The organism is Thermodesulforhabdaceae bacterium (assembly GCA_037482015.1).
Lineage (GTDB): Bacteria > Desulfobacterota > Syntrophobacteria > Syntrophobacterales > Thermodesulforhabdaceae > JAOACS01.
This window is the reverse complement of record JBBFKT010000007.1, coordinates 62153-80678: the sequence shown is the minus strand read 5'-3', so window position 1 is coordinate 80678 and position 18526 is coordinate 62153. Positions and strand designations below refer to the sequence as shown.

Genomic DNA, 18526 nt, shown 5'->3' with positions numbered 1-18526 from the left:
TGTTATGTCAGAAAATATCAGAAATATATTTTCGGCTAGATTGGAAGAAATAAAATTATACCGCGATCAAGGTATCGATGATGTAGTTAAAGAGCTTGCTCAGGGTATTTACAAGGAAATTACTGAAAGTAACTTGCCAGAAGAAGAACAAAAAGAACTTTTGGGCATGTTAGAAAGCGAATTGGGTGCTCTTGTTCGATACATTCCGGCAAGAGTTATCAAACAAGAAAAAAGTCTATCTTCTATAGAAGGAACTACCCATGATATTGAAAAAAATATCAAAGATAGGATAAACGAAATAAAACTATATAAAGATCAGGGAATGTCAGATATTGCTGATGAATTACTCCGAAAGATTATTGATGACATTGATAGGGATCCTGATTTAGATGACATAAAAAGGAAAGAAATTTATCTTCTGATTGAAGACGAGTTGGGTTCTTTAAGTGTATCCTCAGATAATCAAGTTTTTGCTCCACCTCAGCAAACTGAATCCTTGAAATTTGCAGTTGATCCGGAAGAGCAGTTTAATTATGCGAGAAATCTTATAAGTGCTCATCATTGGGATGATGCTATTACTGTATTAAAACTTGTTGCGGCAACAGGTTACAGGTATGAGGAGTGTTATGAACTTTGCGGTGATTGCGCTCAAAGAGCCGGGCGATATCAAGAAGCTATAGAGTATTATGAAATTGTTTATGCCCTTCCAGGTTTATCAGAGGATGTCAAAAAGAGAATCTTCGATAAAATTGTAAGATGCCGTCAGAAAAAGTTAATGGGGAAAATTCAGACAGAAAAATCATATCAACTAGGAATTACGGAAAAAGAGACTTCTCTTCAGCTAGTATCTTATGTGGATACCCTAACGCAATATATTGGTACTATTCTTATGTCGTGGGAGTGGAAAGGACAATTACCTTCGAAGTCCAAACTTTATAGTTATAGAATCGAAGAACTCTTACAAGTTGGAAACACATGGGCGGTTTTTGAGACTATCCAGGAACCAAGAAATCGCAAATATGTCGCTCTTACCTTACTTCCTTCATGGTGGCAGTGTGTTAATAATAAGTCTTTTGTCGAATGGGCTTACGTAAGTATGATGATGGAATCGGATTATCTTCTGGTGCCAGTTGATCTTGCCAAAGCTCCGGATGATAGGCTTTTTATAATCTATCCTTATTGTAAATCAACTCTTTCTGATTTTTTAAGTTCTGGAAGCGAAAGGCTTAATCTTGACGAAGCTTTGGTTATAAGCTACCAGATCCTCGAAGGGCTCGGGTATCTTCATCTGCACTTGGGTAAAGACAAGCAAAAAAGAAAAATTTATCATCTCGATTTGAGACCGTCTCGAATATTTTTTGCTGACTCCTATAAGGTAAAGGTTGCCTATGGGGGATTGTGGCAGATGTTGTCGAATTTATGTCCAAGTCTAACAAATTATCGAGTATTACCAATGTCTTATCTTGCTTATAAGGCTCCCGAGCAATTTAGGTCATATCTGTGGAGTTCTAAGAAACCACTTGTATGCACTGATATTTACCAATTCGGGGTTGTTTTCTATGAAATACTTACAGGTGTTAATCCATTTATGGGCGAGTCTGTAGAAGAAATTGAAATGCTTCATTGCGATCAAAAACCAATACCTCCTCAGGTTTTTAGACCAGATTTGCCCGAGGATGTTAGTAGATTAGTTATGGGATGTTTAAATACTTTTCCATCAAAGCGCTGGAGAAGCACGACTCAGATACTTCTAGAAATTGAAAAAATGTTGGGAGGAAGTTCTCGCATTCGAGAAATAATGAAACACAAAAAGGGGGAAATAAATGACCGGATCAGCGAAATGTAAGTTATGGATTGGGATTGTTATCAGTTTTATATGTATATCAATGTCGTCTGAGAATCTCTTGCACGCTGAGACAAGAGAACTTTCGCTGGGAGTAACTTATGTCGATGAACCAATATCCACATTTAAGAGATGGGAACCTCTAGGTGTATATCTTTCAAAACTTATCAACGCTGATGTAAAAGTAGTTCCTTTAGATTTTGCAGCAACTGTTCAATGGATGGAGACTGGAAAAATACAAATGGTTCTTACAAATCCCCTTGCTTTTATGATCGCTAAAGATAAGGCTCAACTTGTAGCTATCGCTATGGTTGTTCAAAAACAAAAGGGGGAAATGGGAGACAAATATGGTTCGGTAATTATTGTCAAATCTGATAGTTCTATAAAAACTTTACAGGAACTTTCTGGAAAAAATATTGGTATCGCGAGTAGATTCTCGCTTGGTGGTGGTTTGGGAGGACTTGCTCTGCTCGAACAGGAGGGGGTAAAGGTTGAACAGGTAAACCTTAAGGAACTGAAGACTCAAGACAATGTGGTTTTTGCTGTTCTTAACGGGACTGTTGATGTAGGGATTATTAGAACTGGGATTTTGGAAAAGCTCGCATCTGAAAAAAAAATAAATATAGGTGATTTGAAAATATTACATAAAGTCGATGATTCATTTCCTTTTGCTCATTCCACTCCTTTGTGGCCAGAATGGATTTTTGCTGTGAGATCTTCTGATGTCAGTCAACAAGAAAGAGATCATATTAAAAAGGGCTTGATTGGACTTTCTGGGAACAACGAAGTGCTTTTAAAGTCCAATCTTTCTGGATTTAAAGATCCCACTGAGGCGATTAATGCAAATGCTCAGTTTTTCGATTTTGTGCTTAAAGTTTATCATAAAATATCGAAGTAAAAGATGACCAGTGGAGGTCTTCTAAGATGATTGAAAGTTGTATTTTGGTAGGACAACAATTTTTCAATGAACATGAGATGGATTTTTTTAGGACGCAATGTGAGAATCTAGGCTACGGTGGTGAAATTAAGGCGATATTTGCTAAGGTTGTGAAGAAGAATATAGATGTTTTCGAAGAACTTTTGAATTTCCGCTTTGATTCGGAAAATTATCAAGTTCCCTGTTGGATATGGGGAGATGGCGTTGCTCCTTTTACTTCGATTTTATGGCCCAAAAGTCCTAGGGATGAAATTTCTATTAAGTGGGATCCTAAATTGTGTAAGAGATGGATTGACAACATATCCAAGGGAGCATTTCATTCTCCGCTTTTTAGTCGGTCACATGAAGGTCGGTTGAATAATATAAGCGCTTTTGAAATACTTATGACGATAGGAATTAATAATGTTTCTGGCACTCTTAGTGTTGTTAGATCTGATGGAGCTAATGCTCAGTTTAGAATAGAAAAGGGTTGTTTGCGCCATGCCTGGTCCAGAGAAATTGAGGGTGTGGACGCTTTATACGATTTTATCTCGTGGCGTAATGGTGTTTATGTATGGGAAGTGAGTTTTTCTAGTGAACCATCTAAGAGCCTCGATTTTGTTTCGCCTGTTCCTATTTTGCAAATCCTTTATGATTATAAGGAATTGTTAAAAGAAAATGTCCATATATTTAAGTTAATCGAATCTTTTAGTACAATCATTGAATTGAAACCATCTCATTGCGCATTAGATGATCCAGCTGACCCGTTGTTTAATCACTACCACAGAATTTGCAATATTTTATCTAAACAGAATATGTCCATTGACGCTTTGTTCCAACTTTCTACGGTTAGCCCCATTCAAACACTTTTTTTCGTAAATCGTATTATTTCGTTAGGTGATGCTGTTCCAATTTCGACCTCAGAAGAGGAATCTCATACTTATATTGCAAGTATTGATAGTATTTCAGATGTTACACCACAAAGACCTTACCGAACACTTATAGTTGATGACGCTCCCTTTTTCCTGAAAGTTTTTAAACGCATGGTTGAAGGAGATAGTAGATTTGAAGTTGTCGCCACGGCAAAAGATGGAATAGAATGTTTGGAACGTCTGGATGAACAAGACTTTGATATTATAACTCTAGACCTGGAAATGCCGCGTTTGGATGGATTAAGCACGCTTAAGAGAATTATGATCCAAAATCCAAAACCTGTTGTGGTGTTAAGTGCTTTCACAGGAGAAAGCTCTAGGATGACCTATGACGCCTTTAAATTCGGAGCTGTAGATGTTATAGAAAAACCAAAGAATTTTAGCGTTCAGGATCTTGAACAGAACACAAAGAATATTCTAGAACATTTATCCAGAGCAGCTAAAATTCAACTTGAAGAAGTGCGATATATTAGAAAATCCAAGGAAAGCATAGCAAGTAAAGATGAAAAGGTCCCGATTTCGAAATCAGAGTGTGTACAAAGTCACGATAGAATTTTTGTAAATGTCTTTGGAGCCGGTAGTTTTTCACATTTTATTAAAGCTCTTTTTATGTTGGATACAGTTAATCTTAACGATGGATTAATATTTGCTGTGCCTGTACGCTTTGATGCGCTAAAAGAACTTATAGCATATATTCAGGCAGACTGCGATAAAACGGTGGAACTCATTGGTTATAATCCTATAACCCTTATTAAGGGTCATTACTATGTTTGTTCTCAGGATCGCCCTGTTGCTTTCTTCTCAACCCCTGATGGCGTTTCAGTTAGGATCAGTGAAGATCCACTTATAGAGAGTAAGGGTGTATTGCAGAGTCTTATTGATTCCACGTTAAGAATTTTCGGTTCTAATATCGTGTTATCTGGAATATCTGGAAATGAAGAAGATGCTGATGTTTTTGAACAATGTGCACGAAAAGGAATACCGGTTTTTTATCTAGATCCTCAAAAATGTCTATATGCTGGTCTATCCGTTAAACTCCGAGAAAGTGGAATAGGAACGGAAGTTAAAGGGCTTGATTCGCTTATAGAAATGTGGAAAAAATATCTCAGTCCCATATAGCCCATAACTAGAAGGAGTCTTTAAGATGCAAACAAATATAGTAAGTCAATCGAGATCCACTAAACCAGTTGTGGTAAGTCTTAAAAGTTTTGTTAGTTTTAATGTTGCTGGAGAGGAGTTTGCCGTCGATATTATGAGAGTGCGAGAGGTTATCCGTCTTCCGGCTATGTTTCCAGTTCCTAACGCACCAGAGTTTGTAGAAGGAATAATTCATCTTCGCGGTCGTATAGTTCCAGTGATAGATCTTAGGAAAAGACTTAGAATTGCAGGTCGGGAGTATAAACCTATAGATAAGTTTACCAGGGTTATCATTATTACCCTTGAAGGTAAGTGGACCGGCTTTATAGTAGATGCTGTTAGCGGAATTGTTAGAGTTCCACAGGATTCTTTGAGATCGGTTCCTGAAGTTTTAAAGCAACAGGTAGGGGGCGAATATTTCGATAGTGTTATGCAGATTGGTGAAAATCTTATAATTGTTCTAAATCTTCATAAGATTCTTTCCGCCGAAGAGCGGGATAAGTTGCAAGAACTTGATATGGAAAGTGTAAAAAAAGCATTGGCCGATGAAGAATTAAAAAGCATATAAGTAAAAGCAAAACAAGATAAATACTAGAAGGGGGTATCACATGGCAAACTTGAAAATGGCATCAGAAGGGGGAGTCAGCGTAAGAACAAAACTTATCGGCCTTTTCCTTTTAACGATTATTCCTCTGATTTTGCTTCAGGTGCTCAACTATAGAACATTCAAGGCACAAATAGATATAGACATTGAAAATCGTCTTGTGTCGGAAGCTACAAGAATTTCAAATACGATAGACCTTATTATGCATGAACGTGCTGCAGACATTAAGTCTTGGGCACAGCTAGACGCTATAAAAACGGCTCTCGAGATTGGAGGCGGTCAGGCTGGAAGTGATGATCTTTTGAAAACTCTTGTTGAAAACTATGGAACTTTCTATGTGTTGATGGTTGTGGATTCAGGGGGGCGAGTCATATCAGCGAGCATGTCAGAAGCTATTGGACTTAGTGTAAAAGAAATGCCATGGTTTGGAGGATTAATAGAAGGTAAAAGTATTGCTATTAACTGGCAAAAGTATGATTTTTTGGAAAAACTAGTTCCTGGATCTAAGGGCTATTCGGTGCTTTTTGCAGAGCCGGTAATGTCAGGAGGAAAGCCCCTCGGTGGTGTCGTAGGGTTGGTAAACTGGGGTATTGTGGAAAACCTTATAAAAGCTTACAAAGTTGGAACTACAGGTTATGCTTACGTAGTGAGACAACCAGAATACCAGGTTATAGCCCACCCCGTAGAAGCCCTTCTGGGAAAAACTGGCTACGATTTGGGAGTTCCAGGACTGGTTGAAGACGCTAAAAAAGGAAAAACTATATCTAGATATCTCTGGAAGGATCCCAAAACTGGTCAGGAAATAGAAAAGATTGCTGGCTTTGCTACCAGCACTGGTTACGGGTTGTTCAAGGGATTTAACTGGGGAGTTGCGGTTGGATCCGATATTTCTGAAATCTATGCCGCTCTTCCCAAAGTGCGTAACCAATTTTACCTTGTAACCATTCTTTACATAGCTTTTATTATAGTTGTAGCTGTCATACTTAACGTTCTCGTTAGCCGTCCCATTTCAGAAATGGTTCGAACCATGGTTGATATTACCCATAATCTCGACCTGACTAAGCGAGTGGCTGTCAAGTCCAGAGATGAGCTTGGTCAGATGGCTATAGCCTTCAATGGTTTGCTGGGGAGACTTCAGCAAACCTTCCTTGGAGTTTTGCGAGGTCAAAATCATGTGTCGGATGCGGTAGAACAAGTTAAGACCATTGCTTCGCAAATTGTGGACAATGCTGAACAGCAGGCAACCCAGATTCAAGATGTGCTTGTTCAGGTTGAAGGACTTCGAAAGATGGCAGAAGAAAGCCAAAATAACGCTCTAGAAAGCCAATCCTACTACGAGGGCATCGCTACAGCCCTTATGGAGATGTCAACGAGCGTTAGAGAAATCGCAACTTCCGCTTCCAGGCAGGTAGAAAAGGTGCTTGAAGCTTTGGACTATATCCAGCAAATGAGCGAAACAGATGAAAAAGTTTCGATTCGAACAGCAAGTCAGCTTGAAGCTGTTGAGGACACATCTCAGGCTATTGCCCAGATGCGAGCTGCCATTCAAAAAATTGCTGAACGAACCCAGGAGACCGCTCAACGATCACAGGAAGCTCTTGAAACGGCCTATTCCGGACAACAGACTATTGAGCAAATGGTTGATAGAATGAAGGTTATTGCTGAAAGTGCTGAGCGTGTTACAGAAATCGTAGAGGTTATTTCTGATATTGCTGATCAGACAAACCTTTTAGCTTTGAATGCTGCTATTGAGGCTGCTCGAGCTGGTGAACATGGTCGAGGGTTCGCCGTTGTCGCTGAAGAGGTTAGAAAACTTGCAGAACGAACCAGTGAAGCAGCACGAGAAATTGCAATTCTCTCTCGAGAGAGTTATGGGAAAGTTCAGGAAGGAAGAGATCTTGCTTCGAACAGCCAAGCAGTGCTCCAAAATGTTGTTTCGGCGTCCGACAAAGCAAATGCTCTCACTCATGAAATTAACCTGGCAACTCAGGATCAGATCAGGGAAGTTGAAAGAATCGTTGCCGCGATGGATCGTTTGAGTGCTCTTGCCGAGGAAATTACCAATCTTACAAGTGACCAGATTATTCGACGTGATAGAGTTGCCGAAATGATTCAGGAAATTCAGCAACTTTCCCAGGAAGTTGATGCTGCAACCAAAGAACAAGCCAAAGGGACAGATCAAGTAAGTCGCGATATCGCAAAAGCCAATGAACGTGCGGCTCGCATTGCAGAACTTACGACTCAACAGCAAGAATATGCTCAGAAATTAGAAGCCGTTATTAGACAGGTGGCAGAACTGGCAACCACTAGCGCTACCGGAGCTCAGAATTCTTTCGAACTGAACGAACGCCTCGTGAGTGTTATGAGAGAATTTTCTGAATTGTTAGCTCAGTTCAAGGTTAATGGAGAAGAACTAATTAGAACGCTTGGCGAAGATAAAAGTTCGAGCTAACAATTAATGAAGGCTGGCTAAACCCGAAGAAAAAAGAGCCAGAGTGTTATTGGTCCGATAATGAGGAGTATTTTATGAACATATCAGAAGTTGTGATGGATTTTTTGGAGGATGCCCGAGATCAACTCAGCCGTTTTGAGGACTCACTCCTTAAGTTAGATCAGGATACCGATGACAAAATCGCTATCTCTACTCTTTTTCGGGCAGTCCACAGCCTTAAAGGGTCATCTTACTATACGGGATTTCAAAATCTGGGAAGGTTTATTCATAAAGTTGAAAATTTGCTTGAGCCAGTAGCTAAGGGGAAAGACTCTCTTAAGAAACACACCATCGATACTCTGTTTTCTGTGCTTGATTTTATTAAACAAAGCATCCAGAACATTCAGACTCAAGGTGAAGATTTGGCTGTTCCACAAGACTTGGACATGAAACTTGAAAAAGCTTTTGCAGGCGATGAGCCATTGCCTCCTCTGGATTTTATTCCTGCTGATGCTAAACCGATAGAAGGAGAAGACTCGGATCCGGAATTGTTTGCAATCTTTATTGATACACTCCACGAGCAGCTCAAGTTTATCTGTGAAACTATAGCTTCCTCGGCTGTTCTGGATAAAAGCGAAATGCACCAGGCTTTTGAAAGATCCTTCCGTCGAGTCCTTAGTTCTACCCGCTATATGGATTATGAATTGCTTGTGAAGTTTTTTGAAGGCTGGCAGAGAACTCTGATGGACTTAATGCAAAAATCAGCTCCCACAAATGATTTGATCGAAGTCTCGAATAAATGTGTAGATTATCTTGCTAAAGTTCTGCCGCCTTTGAATGCTCAGTCTCTTATTGATATTCTTAGAGGAGAAGGAGGTAAGCCGCTTGAAGCGGCGCGCCCTTTTACAGATCAGGAATTAAAGGTCATAGACGAAGAACTTGAACAGGCTTTTGCTAGTTGGATGGAGGATACTCAACAGGTGGAACCTCCAACAGCGGAATCCGAAGAATTTTTTAGGGAATCCCCAAGCCAGTTCGTGGAAGAATCTCTAGAAGAAAGCGCTCCGACCGAACTCTGGGAAGAAATTATAGAGGAAGAAGTTACACCACTGCCAATTTATCAGGAAGATTTGACCGTTCCCGAAGATGTTCCTGCTCAACCTACAGAGATGCTTCGGGTTGATCCTGCTAAAGTGGATCATCTGCTGAATGAAGTGGGTGAATTGGTTATAAGGAGATCTCATTTTGTAACTCTTACAGCAGAGCTAAAGCGTATTACTGAAGAATGGACCAGAGCAGGCATTTTGGATGCTGATAGAAAAAAGGTTCTTACCGACCTGTGGCAGCAGTATCGTGATGCTGTCTCTAGTTTGGGGCGGATTACCGCCGATCTTCAAGATGCGGTCATGAAAATTCGCATGCTACCCTTAATGCAGTTGTTTCAGCGTTTTCCGAGAGTGGTTCGCGATCATGCTTCTCAGTATGGTAAATCGGTGCGTATGGTTATCAAAGGTGGCGAAACAGAAGTGGATCGCTTCATTCTGGAACAGCTTTACGAGCCCATGATTCATATTTTAAGAAATGCTGTTGCTCACGGAATTGAAAGGTCCGAAGTCCGAAAAAGTCTGGGTAAACCTGAAGACGGTACTATAACTATTAGTGCATATTATCGAGGTCAACATGTAATCATAGAAGTTACAGATGACGGGGCTGGAGTTCCTGTGGATCAGCTTGGAAAGGTTCTTGTGGAAAAGGGTATCTTTAGTCCAGAAGAAGTAGGTCGGATGAGCATTGAAGAATTGCTTGATACCATTTTCCTTCCGGGAGTATCTACAGCCCTTGAAGTTGACGAGACGGCCGGTAGAGGCATTGGCCTTGATGTAGTGCGAGATGAGTGTAGGAAAATAAATGGTCACGTTTCTGTCAGATCCTGGTTAGGGCAGGGGACTCAATTCATTATCCAGATTCCTTTGACTCTGGCAATTATTCCCGGCCTTCTTGTAAAAATTATGGGTGACATTTACACTCTTCCCCTTGCTTCTGTTGGAGAAGTTTATGCCTTTGATGAAAGAAAAATCAAAAAGGTTCATAATGCCTATTTCTTGACCCTTGAGGGTAGAACTATACCTCTTATTTTCCCAGAATATATTTTCCCAAGAAAAGTTAAGACTGATAAAGTTGCAGAGGGACATTACATTGTCTTGCTGAGAACGCCAGCTAAAGAAGCGGGTCTTGTGGTTGATCAGTTTTTAGGGCAACAGGAGGTTGTTATTAAGCCTATTGAAGATGTGATGGATGTTTTTCAAGGTTATGCTGGAGCAACAATTCTTGGAGATGGGACGGTGTCTCTTATTATCGATGTTCCTGCGATTATCGAGTATGTAGAAAAGTTTTATAAATAGAGTATGCCAGCAATTCTTAAAATTAATTTTCAGCTTTATAGAGCGAACAAAACAAAGTTTTGATCGGATATGAGTGATTCATTACAAGGTTAAAAACATGGCTGAAGGAAAACGGTCAGATTCTACTCAAAAAGGCTTTCGAGGAACCATATCGAATGTTGATGTTTCTCAACTTCTTCAGATGGTCTGCGTAGGTCAGTTTCCCACAATAATCAAAGCTGTTTCTGAAGGCAAAGAGGGAACTCTTTACATTAAGGATGGATGCGTGGTTCATGCTACCACTGACCAGAAAACAGGAGAAGATGCTTTCTGGGAGATAGCTCTATGGGATGAAGTGGTGTTTGAAATAATACCATCTTCCATTGATAACGTTCCTCAGACTATTCTAAAGCCATGGGAATATTTGGCGCTAGAAGCTGCTAGAATAAAAGATGAACACCAAAAGGAAAAACTTATCCACGTGTTGATAGTCGATGATTCGCCCTTTTTTGCCCGACAGCTTAAGAGACTTATCGAAGAAGACCCAGAATTCGTGGTTGTTGGCGTGGCTAACAATGGTGAAGAAGCTATAGGATATATGGAAGATGAAGTGGTTGATGTGGTTACTCTCGATGCCTTTATGCCGGTTATGCCTGGTGATACGACATTAAAACATCTTATGATTCGCTACAGTGTTCCAGTCGTAGTGGTAAGCGCTTTTTTGGAAGGATCGAGCGATATACTTTTCGATTTTATGCGCCTTGGAGCAGTGGATGTCTGTCCTAAACCTCAAAATCGAGGTGAAGATCTTGAAATATACGGGCGCACCTTGCGTTCAATTCTTAGAAAAGCATCCAGAGCAAGGATAGATCATTTTAGGCGGTGGAAGCCCAAGGCGGAAAATAGCAATAAAATACTTTCCATTGATAATGAATTATCGGATTCTGCGGAAAAGTTTCTTATCATTGTTGGAGCGGAAGGTTCTCACATGGATTGGTTTCGATTGCCTTTATGGGATTTTTTGTCAGCAGGATATGTAATCGGTTTTTCCAGTATGGATAGAGAATTTTTGCCAGCCCTTGCAGAACTTATAACCAAGCATAAGGGTTACGGTGTTGAAGTATTTTCAGGAAAACGACAGGAGAGTATAGCTATAAACAGAAAGTCTCTTAACCTTTTTTATGCTATGTCTAGATGGCATTTTGATAGAGTTGAAAATGAGAAATATATAGCTTTCCCTGGTATGGTTTTGCAAACAAGTGGGCAGGATGCTGTAGAAGCAACTATTTTAAATCTTGTAGATTTGGTCCGAGATCGTGGACAGATAGGATTGTTATGTCTTTCCGGTAGTAGTGCTTTTTCTGATACATGGATTGATGCTATGTGTGAACGTCAAATTAAATGGCTTATTCCACCCGAAGATATGCTTCTTCTCCCACAAATGGCTGAATCAGTAGTTAAAAAAATTAGACAGGTTGGACTTCTCGAACATAATATTGAAGTTATTCGTGGCGAGTATGAACATTTAGGTTCGATTTGGAAGGAAAATTAGCCTAGCATTTATAAAATTGCATCTGGTCTCCTCCAAATCATGTAGCCTGAGTCTTCATAAAAATAATTTCATGTAGGTAGCTTCTTTGAGTTTTGTGAGAAAGTGGGGAAGGGAGGATTCCTATGAAAATATTAATTACTGGTGGGCTTGGTTTTGTAGGGACAGAGGCGGCCAAATATTTTATTTCAAAAGGACATAATGTTACTCTGGTTGATCATTCGCCATCTCCAAAACCTTACACCCCAAAGGAAGCAACTTACGTGTTCGGAGATACAACCCTAAAAGGATCCTGGCAAAATGTAGTTTCTGAACACGATGTAGTCATCAATCTTGCAGGAGCTTCCATTTTTCAGCGATGGAGTGATGCTGTTAAAAGAAAAATTTACGATTCCAGAATAAAAACGACCGAAAATGTTGTTGAAGCCCTTCGGGATAACTCCGTTCTTTTAAGCACTTCAGCTGTTGGATATTATGGAGATGGGGGCGAGAGAATACTTAGGGAATATGATCCTCCCGGCAATGATTTCTTGGCTGGAGTTTGCGTAGATTGGGAACAAGCGGCACGGCATGCCTCCGAAAAAGGAGTTCGTGTGGTAATAATGCGGTTTGGAATTATTTTGGGCAAGACAGGTGGAGCTCTTGGTGAGATGCTTAAAGCCTTTCGCCGAGGCTTGGGAGGTCCATTAGGGAATGGCAATCAGTGGTTTTCCTGGATTCATATGACGGATCTTTTGCGAGCTATGGAATTTACAGCTCAGGAACCCTCATTTAGCGGTGTTTTCAACTTTTGCGCTCCTAACCCGGTGAGAAATAAAGAATTGGCTTCTGTCCTAGGGAAACTGCTTGGAAAGCCAGCTTTTTTCAAGACTCCCGGGTTTGTTTTGAGGCTGGTGCTGGGAGAATTTGGGAAAACCCTTTTGATGAGTCAGCGAGTGGTGCCAGAACGTTTGCTTCAAGTCGGTTTTAGATTTTTGTATCCTGATATTCACAGTGCCCTTTCAGAGGTGATTTCCGAAAAGAATTAATAGTGTGATTGCTCTAAAAAAGGAGTTTTTATGCAGAGAAACACCTTAAAGTTTATTCTCGATGCAATTCTTTTTGTTAGTCTTACATCAACTGCCGTCGTAGGGCTTTTACTTGCTTTCGTGATTCCAGGTGGCGGTAATATTCCTCACCAGGAAAAATTCTTTTTAGGACTTCATCGCCATACCTGGGGAGATATACATTTAACTTTTGCTCTCATTTTCCTTGGCGTTTTAGCTGTCCATATATATCTCAACTGGTCCTGGATTGTTGGAAATACGCAAAAGTATTTTGGTGAAAGATGGAAACAATTTTTATGGGCTCTTTGTGGAGCATGGTTTGTTGTGTTGATTATCGCAGGAATTGTTGCTAAGTAAGCCCTCTATTTTTTTTTTGCTATTGCTTATTGGGGATTTGAGATTTGACTGTCTGACTGGTTATCTGATGGGGACGAAGAAGTCTTGTTCTTTCACTGTGATGCGATAATTTCCGGTTTCTTCGTCGTAACTTATATGGTTAGCAATTTCATAGTAAGCAATTTTGCCAAAGCGAGCTTTAAGGTTTTTGCGAGTTGCCAGGCAATACAGGGAGGAATCGGCTTCAAGCCATAGTGTTTCCGGTCGAAGATGTTCTCTTCTTCCATCGGTTAATTCAATTTCTATTGCTTCTACTTCCCCTTTGTCATTTTTTGAAATGTGGATGTATTTTATCCAGAGGGGCGCATCTTTTACCTCTACAGGATGGACTTCGCCTTCACATCGGATGTAGTAGCGGCCTTCTTTTTCAAAAAGTGAAATGCTGAGAATTTTCAAGAGATCACGGTCTAACACAGGATTGCCTTCGCAAAACCAATCCCCTTTATCGTCAATTACGTAATGATAAATATGCTTTTGACCGGGAGGGATTAAGGGGTCTCTTCCTGTCTTTTCCATAGTTTCCCCTTTTTCATAATTCTTCTGGTGTAAAGGCTACAACCCAGTCAATCGATGGAGCATTGGAAAGAATCATCACAAGCCTATCTATCCCCAGGGCTATACCGGCTGATGGTGGCATGGCATCCATAAGTTCAAGAAAAGAATAGGGCATCGGTAGTGGATAAAATCCAGCTTTTTTTCTGAAAGCCAGGGCGTTCTGAAAACGTGTTTCTAGAATATCTCTTTCTGTTAGTTCCGTGTTGCCGTTGGCGAGTTCAATACCACCCCAATATACTTCAAAACGCTCGCAAATACTCCCGCTGCAATCGGCAAGAGCGGCCTCCGAAGGTGGATAATCTTTAAGTATGCACGGCGTTGAGAAAGTTGAAAGATATGGTTCGATTTGTTCTACAATTGCTAAAGAAAAATTTTCCGAATTTGGATGTGTGAAAGGATTCCAGCCCACTTTATGGTTAAAGAGCTCTTCTAATGTAAAAACCTGCCACTCTCGGGAATAACTTAGCCAGCGGTCTCCATAAGGGAAGGGGTCGGGAAGGGAGAGCCATTCTCCCAGAAATCTTATGAGTTTTCGACAATCATCCATTATAGCTTCATAAGAGCAACCGCTTCGATACCACTCGAGCATTGTAAATTCTGGAAGATGTCGTTTTCCACGCTCTCCCTTTCTGAAAACTTTTGTAATTTGATAGATCCTTTCATATCCTTCTGCCAGGAGCATCTTCATCTGGATCTCTGGGCTTGTTATTAGAAACCATTCTTCCGATCTAAAAGGATCTATATGATGTTCTGGCGCAACAGCGGGAACTCTAATTGGAGTCTCTACCTCAAGGAATCCTTCTCGATCGAAGAATTCTCTTATTGCTCTGAGAACGTCTCTGCGCCTTTCAAGATAATAGGCTTTATTTGCCTTGGGCGTTTGCGTCATAATATCCATAAGCTAAAGAACAGGGTCCAATTTTCAATCCTTGACGTGGAAGCGATCCTAACACCCGGGTTTTTCAGACTCGCTCAACATAGCTTCCCGTTCTTGTGTCGATTTTCAATAGATCGCCTTCTTCAACGAAGAGAGGCACCTGAAGTTCATAGCCTGTCTCTAAAACAACAGGTTTTGTCGCTCCAGAGGCAGTATCTCCTTTTACTCCCGGTTCTGCTTTGATAACTCTAAGATTGACAAAATTCGGAAGTGTTATCCCAATGGGTCTTCCCTTAAAAAATAGCATATTTACCTTGAGGTTTTCCGTCAGGTAGTTTACGGCATCTCCAAGTTGATCTGCGGACATTTCAACCTGTTCATAGGTTGATGTAACCATAAAATGGTATTGATTTCCTTCCTTATAAAGATATTCTGCCTCCTGTTCCTCTATATCGGCTTCCACAAAACGGTCTCCTGAACGGTATGTGCGGTCATACTGAATACCAGTGATAAGGTTTTTTAATCTGCAACGGTAAAGAGCCTGCCCTTTCCCCGGTTTGGTGAATTCAAAATCGACGATAAGATAGGGTTCCCCATCGATTTCGAGTTTAAGGCCTTTTCTCAGTTCACCTGCATTGATTACGTTTCCCATTTTTCACTCCCTCGCTTGTTGATAAAAATTCCAAATAAACCCAAACTATGATAGATAAGCACACGAAGGAGGGTCAAGCCTATTTGTATTTTTAACCGTCTAAAAAGATAGGGGGACGATATGGGAGAAATAGTTGCTATCAAAGCCAGGGAAATTCTGGATTCTCGAGGAAACCCCACAGTAGAAGTGGATGTATGGCTTGATACGGGTTACATGGGAAGAGCTGCAGTGCCTTCGGGAGCTTCAACAGGTTCTCGAGAAGCTCTGGAACTGAGGGACGGGGATTCAAAACGTTATTCAGGTAAAGGAGTGCTTCGAGCGGTCCGGAACGTCAATGAAGAAATAGCTCCTCGCATTGTGGGACTCGATGCTCAGGATCAAACAAGTATTGATAGACTTCTTATAGACCTTGATGGAACAGAAAATAAAAGCCGTTTGGGTGCCAACGCTATTCTCGGTGTTAGTATGGCTGTAGCAAAGGCTGCCGCTGAGGAATCAGGGCTTCCGCTTTACCGTTACCTTGGTGGGGTGGTAGCGAATCTCCTTCCTGTGCCTTTCATGAATGTTATAAACGGTGGAAAGCATGCTGATAATAATCTTGATATTCAAGAGTTTATGATTGTCCCACTCAGAGCTCCTACGTTTAAAGAGGCTTTGCGAATGGGAGCAGAAGTTTTTCACAGTCTTAAGAAAATTCTGAAAAACAAAGGGCTCAATACGGCCGTAGGTGATGAGGGCGGTTTTGCTCCCAATCTGGCTTCCAATGAGGAAGCCTTAAAGGTCCTTGTTGAAGCTATCGAGAAAGCCGGGTATGAACCGGGCAAAGACGTTTTTTTGGCTATGGATGCAGCAGCTAGCGAATTTTATAAAGATGGTATTTATGTTTTGGAGGCAGAAAAAGAGCCGAAAAAAAGTTCTGCCGATCTTGTAGGATATTATGAAGATCTGGTGAAACGATATCCGATTGTGTCGATAGAAGATGGTATGGCGGAAAGTGATTGGGAAGGCTGGAAACTACTAACTGAACGTCTTGGACGGTCAATTCAGCTTGTCGGTGATGACGTCTTCGTAACAAATACAAAGATTATTGCTAAGGGAATCCAGAAAGGTGTGGCAAATTCAGTACTTATAAAGTTGAACCAGATAGGAACCGTTACCGAAACTTTTGAAGCTATAGATATGGCTCACAAAGCCGGTTACAAAACGATCATTTCTCACCGATCAGGAGAAACAGAGGATACTATCATAGCCGATCTTGCCGTCGCAGCAAGAACCGGGCAGATCAAAACTGGATCTCTGTCAAGAACAGACAGGGTTGCAAAGTATAACAGGCTTCTCAGGATCGAGGAGGAACTTGATAGAAGCGGAAGATATGCTGGACTGAGTGATTAGGGCAATTTGAATAAGATGGGGAGTTTATAGAAGTGGATCTTCAGGTGCTACGCGCTATTGTGGTTGAAACTGTAGGTTTGGCTCAATCTCACGGCATGACCATCTGGCATGATCCTATTATAGCATGTGCTAGTGCCGATGATCCTTTGTTTGGACATCTCAAGCAAGCCGTTTCGCCAGATCATCTTATGCCTTATGATCTACTTCCGGGAGCTAAAACTGTTTTGGTTTATTTCCTTCCGTTTGTTAAAGAAATCGGAGTGGACAATTCCAGAGCTCACCCTCATGCTTCGAAACTCTGGGCTAAGGTTTATGTTGAAACCAATGCACTTGTAGCCAGGATTAATGAGAAGCTTTCTGATTTTTTGGCTCTTCATGGTTATCGTGCGGTTGTTACCCCGGCAACTCATAACTTCGACGCTGATAGACTCTTAAGCCGATGGTCTCATAAGCATGTCGGATTTATTGCAGGACTTGGGACTTTTGGGCTCAACAGGCTGCTTATTACTCATGCTGGCTGCTGTGGTCGTCTGGGGAGTCTTGTTACCGATGCTGAGATGGTGCCCACTCAGCGCCCCAAAGAAGAATTTTGTTTGTGGAAGAGAAACTTGCTTTGTAGTAAATGCGTCGATCGATGCCCCGCTGGAGCTATTGACTCCAGGGGGAATTTTGATCGACACACTTGCTACCGTGTGCTTCTTGAAAATGATCGTCTTTACAGCGATATACCTCTTACCGATGTTTGTGGACAATGTTCATGTGAAGTGCCCTGTAGCTATAGAATTCCTATTTCTCAAGGCGCTCAAGAGCCTCTTTAAGGTGGTCGAGCCATATGTTAACAATTTCAGGATATTCCGCCATGCCTTTCAATATGGGTTCACAGGAGAAACCCTTTGAATTTAAAATAGATTTCCAGCTTTCAGGAGAATCTCCCGCCATGTCATTTCTGGCGTGATCACCCGCCACCGTCATAAAGGGCACAAGGAAAACTTTTTTCACTTTTTTTGCCGTTAGTTCAGGTATGATGTCGTCAAGAGTGGGATGACCATCTACAGTTGCAAGATATGCGTAAGAGTCTTTTTTGTTGAGAATGGCGTTCATGGCAACGTATATGCTGTCGGCTGGATGTTTTCCGCTTCCGTGTCCCATGAATAACACGGCATCCTGAGGTTTTCTTGTTTGGGGAAGAGTCTTTAGCATTATGTCAGCGGTTCGTTCAAGGTCATCGTAAGATGATAAAAGTGGCTGACCCACTACTATATTTTTGAATCCGCCATCCATTAGAGCAAAAAGTGAGGCGTTATGGTTAAGGGTGTGGAATTCTTCACCAGGGATGACGTGAAGAGAAAGGACGGCTACATGAGTGTAACCTTCTTCCATGAGCTTTGCTAAAGCAAGTTCTGGGGAATCGAGTTGTTTCCCCTGTTTGGCTAATTTAGCTCGAATGGTTTTGGATGTGTAAGCCCAGCGAATAGGGATATCTGGAAAAGCTTTTTTAGCCATGGCGTCTATGTTATCGAAGGCTTTTTGAGCTTCAGGGATACTGGTTCCAAAAGTGACCAGAAGTATAGCTTTTTTGTTTTCTTCTTTAGATGCTTTCATACTGTGAGCCTCCGTTGAAAAAATGGCTGTGAAAAGCAAAATCACACAAAGTATTGCAATTTTTTTGAACATCTTTTAACCTCCTTTTTTGTGATGCCCCGGAATGCTGGGGGACATTCCGGGGGTTAAGGTTTGTGAAATGATGAGGAGGGACGGTGCATAATAAAAAACCCCAGAGCCTTTCAAGACTCTGGGGATTGCACCCTGTTTTCT

General features: G+C 41.1%; 15 protein-coding genes. 11 read left to right on the top strand and 4 right to left on the bottom strand.

All coding sequences use genetic code 11. The features are described from left to right. Positions 1-4: 4 nt before the first annotated feature. The 9 genes from WHS38_09105 to WHS38_09065 all read left to right on the top strand — a co-directional run bounded on the left by WHS38_09105 (position 5) and on the right by WHS38_09065 (position 13196). Positions 5-1846 (top strand): protein kinase, encoded by a 1842-nt coding sequence (locus tag WHS38_09105; protein ID MEJ5301130.1) that lies wholly within the window; start codon positions 5-7, stop codon positions 1844-1846. Then, the gene (locus WHS38_09100; protein MEJ5301129.1) at positions 1824-2741 is read left to right on the top strand and encodes a phosphate/phosphite/phosphonate ABC transporter substrate-binding protein; all 918 of its coding nucleotides are present in this window, start codon (positions 1824-1826) and stop codon (positions 2739-2741) included. The genes WHS38_09105 and WHS38_09100 overlap by 23 nt, the downstream gene beginning before the upstream one ends. Before the next feature lie 26 nt (positions 2742-2767). Continuing rightward, complete coding sequence (locus WHS38_09095; protein MEJ5301128.1) at positions 2768-4810, top strand: response regulator; 2043 nt, start codon at positions 2768-2770, stop codon at positions 4808-4810. Between the two features lie 25 nt (positions 4811-4835). Next, entirely contained in the window at positions 4836-5396 is a 561-nt protein-coding gene (locus tag WHS38_09090; GenBank protein ID MEJ5301127.1) for a chemotaxis protein CheW, read from the top strand. A gap of 40 nt (positions 5397-5436) precedes the next feature. Further along, positions 5437-7884, top strand: a complete 2448-nt coding sequence (locus WHS38_09085) for a methyl-accepting chemotaxis protein (protein MEJ5301126.1) — start codon at positions 5437-5439, stop codon at positions 7882-7884. A gap of 74 nt (positions 7885-7958) precedes the next feature. Then, positions 7959-10265, top strand: a complete 2307-nt coding sequence (locus WHS38_09080; protein ID MEJ5301125.1) for a chemotaxis protein CheA — start codon at positions 7959-7961, stop codon at positions 10263-10265. A gap of 97 nt (positions 10266-10362) precedes the next feature. Continuing rightward, positions 10363-11796 carry a response regulator gene (locus tag WHS38_09075; GenBank protein MEJ5301124.1) on the top strand — a complete coding sequence of 478 codons (1434 nt, stop codon included), beginning with the start codon at positions 10363-10365 and terminating at the stop codon, positions 11794-11796. A gap of 122 nt (positions 11797-11918) precedes the next feature. Continuing rightward, complete coding sequence (locus WHS38_09070; protein MEJ5301123.1) at positions 11919-12821, top strand: TIGR01777 family oxidoreductase; 903 nt, start codon at positions 11919-11921, stop codon at positions 12819-12821. 30 nt (positions 12822-12851) lie between these two features. Then, entirely contained in the window at positions 12852-13196 is a 345-nt protein-coding gene (locus WHS38_09065; GenBank protein ID MEJ5301122.1) for a DUF4405 domain-containing protein, read from the top strand. Positions 13197-13256: 60 nt separating this feature from the next. Here the strand turns inward: WHS38_09065 and WHS38_09060 are convergent, their stop codons facing one another. The 3 genes from WHS38_09060 to efp all read right to left on the bottom strand — a co-directional run bounded on the left by WHS38_09060 (position 13257) and on the right by efp (position 15319). Next, a complete protein-coding gene (locus WHS38_09060; protein MEJ5301121.1) occupies positions 13257-13751 on the bottom strand; it encodes a hypothetical protein in 495 nt (164 codons plus the stop codon). A gap of 13 nt (positions 13752-13764) precedes the next feature. Then, positions 13765-14679: an amino acid--tRNA ligase-related protein gene (locus tag WHS38_09055; protein MEJ5301120.1), complete on the bottom strand. Its 915-nt coding sequence runs from the start codon at positions 14677-14679 to the stop codon at positions 13765-13767. A 73-nt stretch (positions 14680-14752) separates the two neighbouring features. Next, the gene (gene efp, locus WHS38_09050; GenBank protein ID MEJ5301119.1) at positions 14753-15319 is read right to left on the bottom strand and encodes an elongation factor P; all 567 of its coding nucleotides are present in this window, start codon (positions 15317-15319) and stop codon (positions 14753-14755) included. A 120-nt stretch (positions 15320-15439) separates the two neighbouring features. Here efp and eno point away from each other — a divergent pair, with 120 nt between their 5' ends. Both eno and WHS38_09040 read left to right on the top strand, forming a co-directional pair. Then, complete coding sequence (eno, locus tag WHS38_09045) at positions 15440-16711, top strand: phosphopyruvate hydratase (protein ID MEJ5301118.1); 1272 nt, start codon at positions 15440-15442, stop codon at positions 16709-16711. 32 nt (positions 16712-16743) lie between these two features. Next, the gene (locus WHS38_09040) at positions 16744-17529 is read left to right on the top strand and encodes an epoxyqueuosine reductase (protein ID MEJ5301117.1); all 786 of its coding nucleotides are present in this window, start codon (positions 16744-16746) and stop codon (positions 17527-17529) included. On the opposite strand, the gene WHS38_09035 is transcribed toward WHS38_09040, so the two are convergent. After that, positions 17498-18385: a sirohydrochlorin cobaltochelatase gene (locus WHS38_09035; GenBank protein ID MEJ5301116.1), complete on the bottom strand. Its 888-nt coding sequence runs from the start codon at positions 18383-18385 to the stop codon at positions 17498-17500. The two genes, WHS38_09040 and WHS38_09035, sit on opposite strands and share 32 nt — an antisense overlap. Positions 18386-18526: the final 141 nt, after the last annotated feature.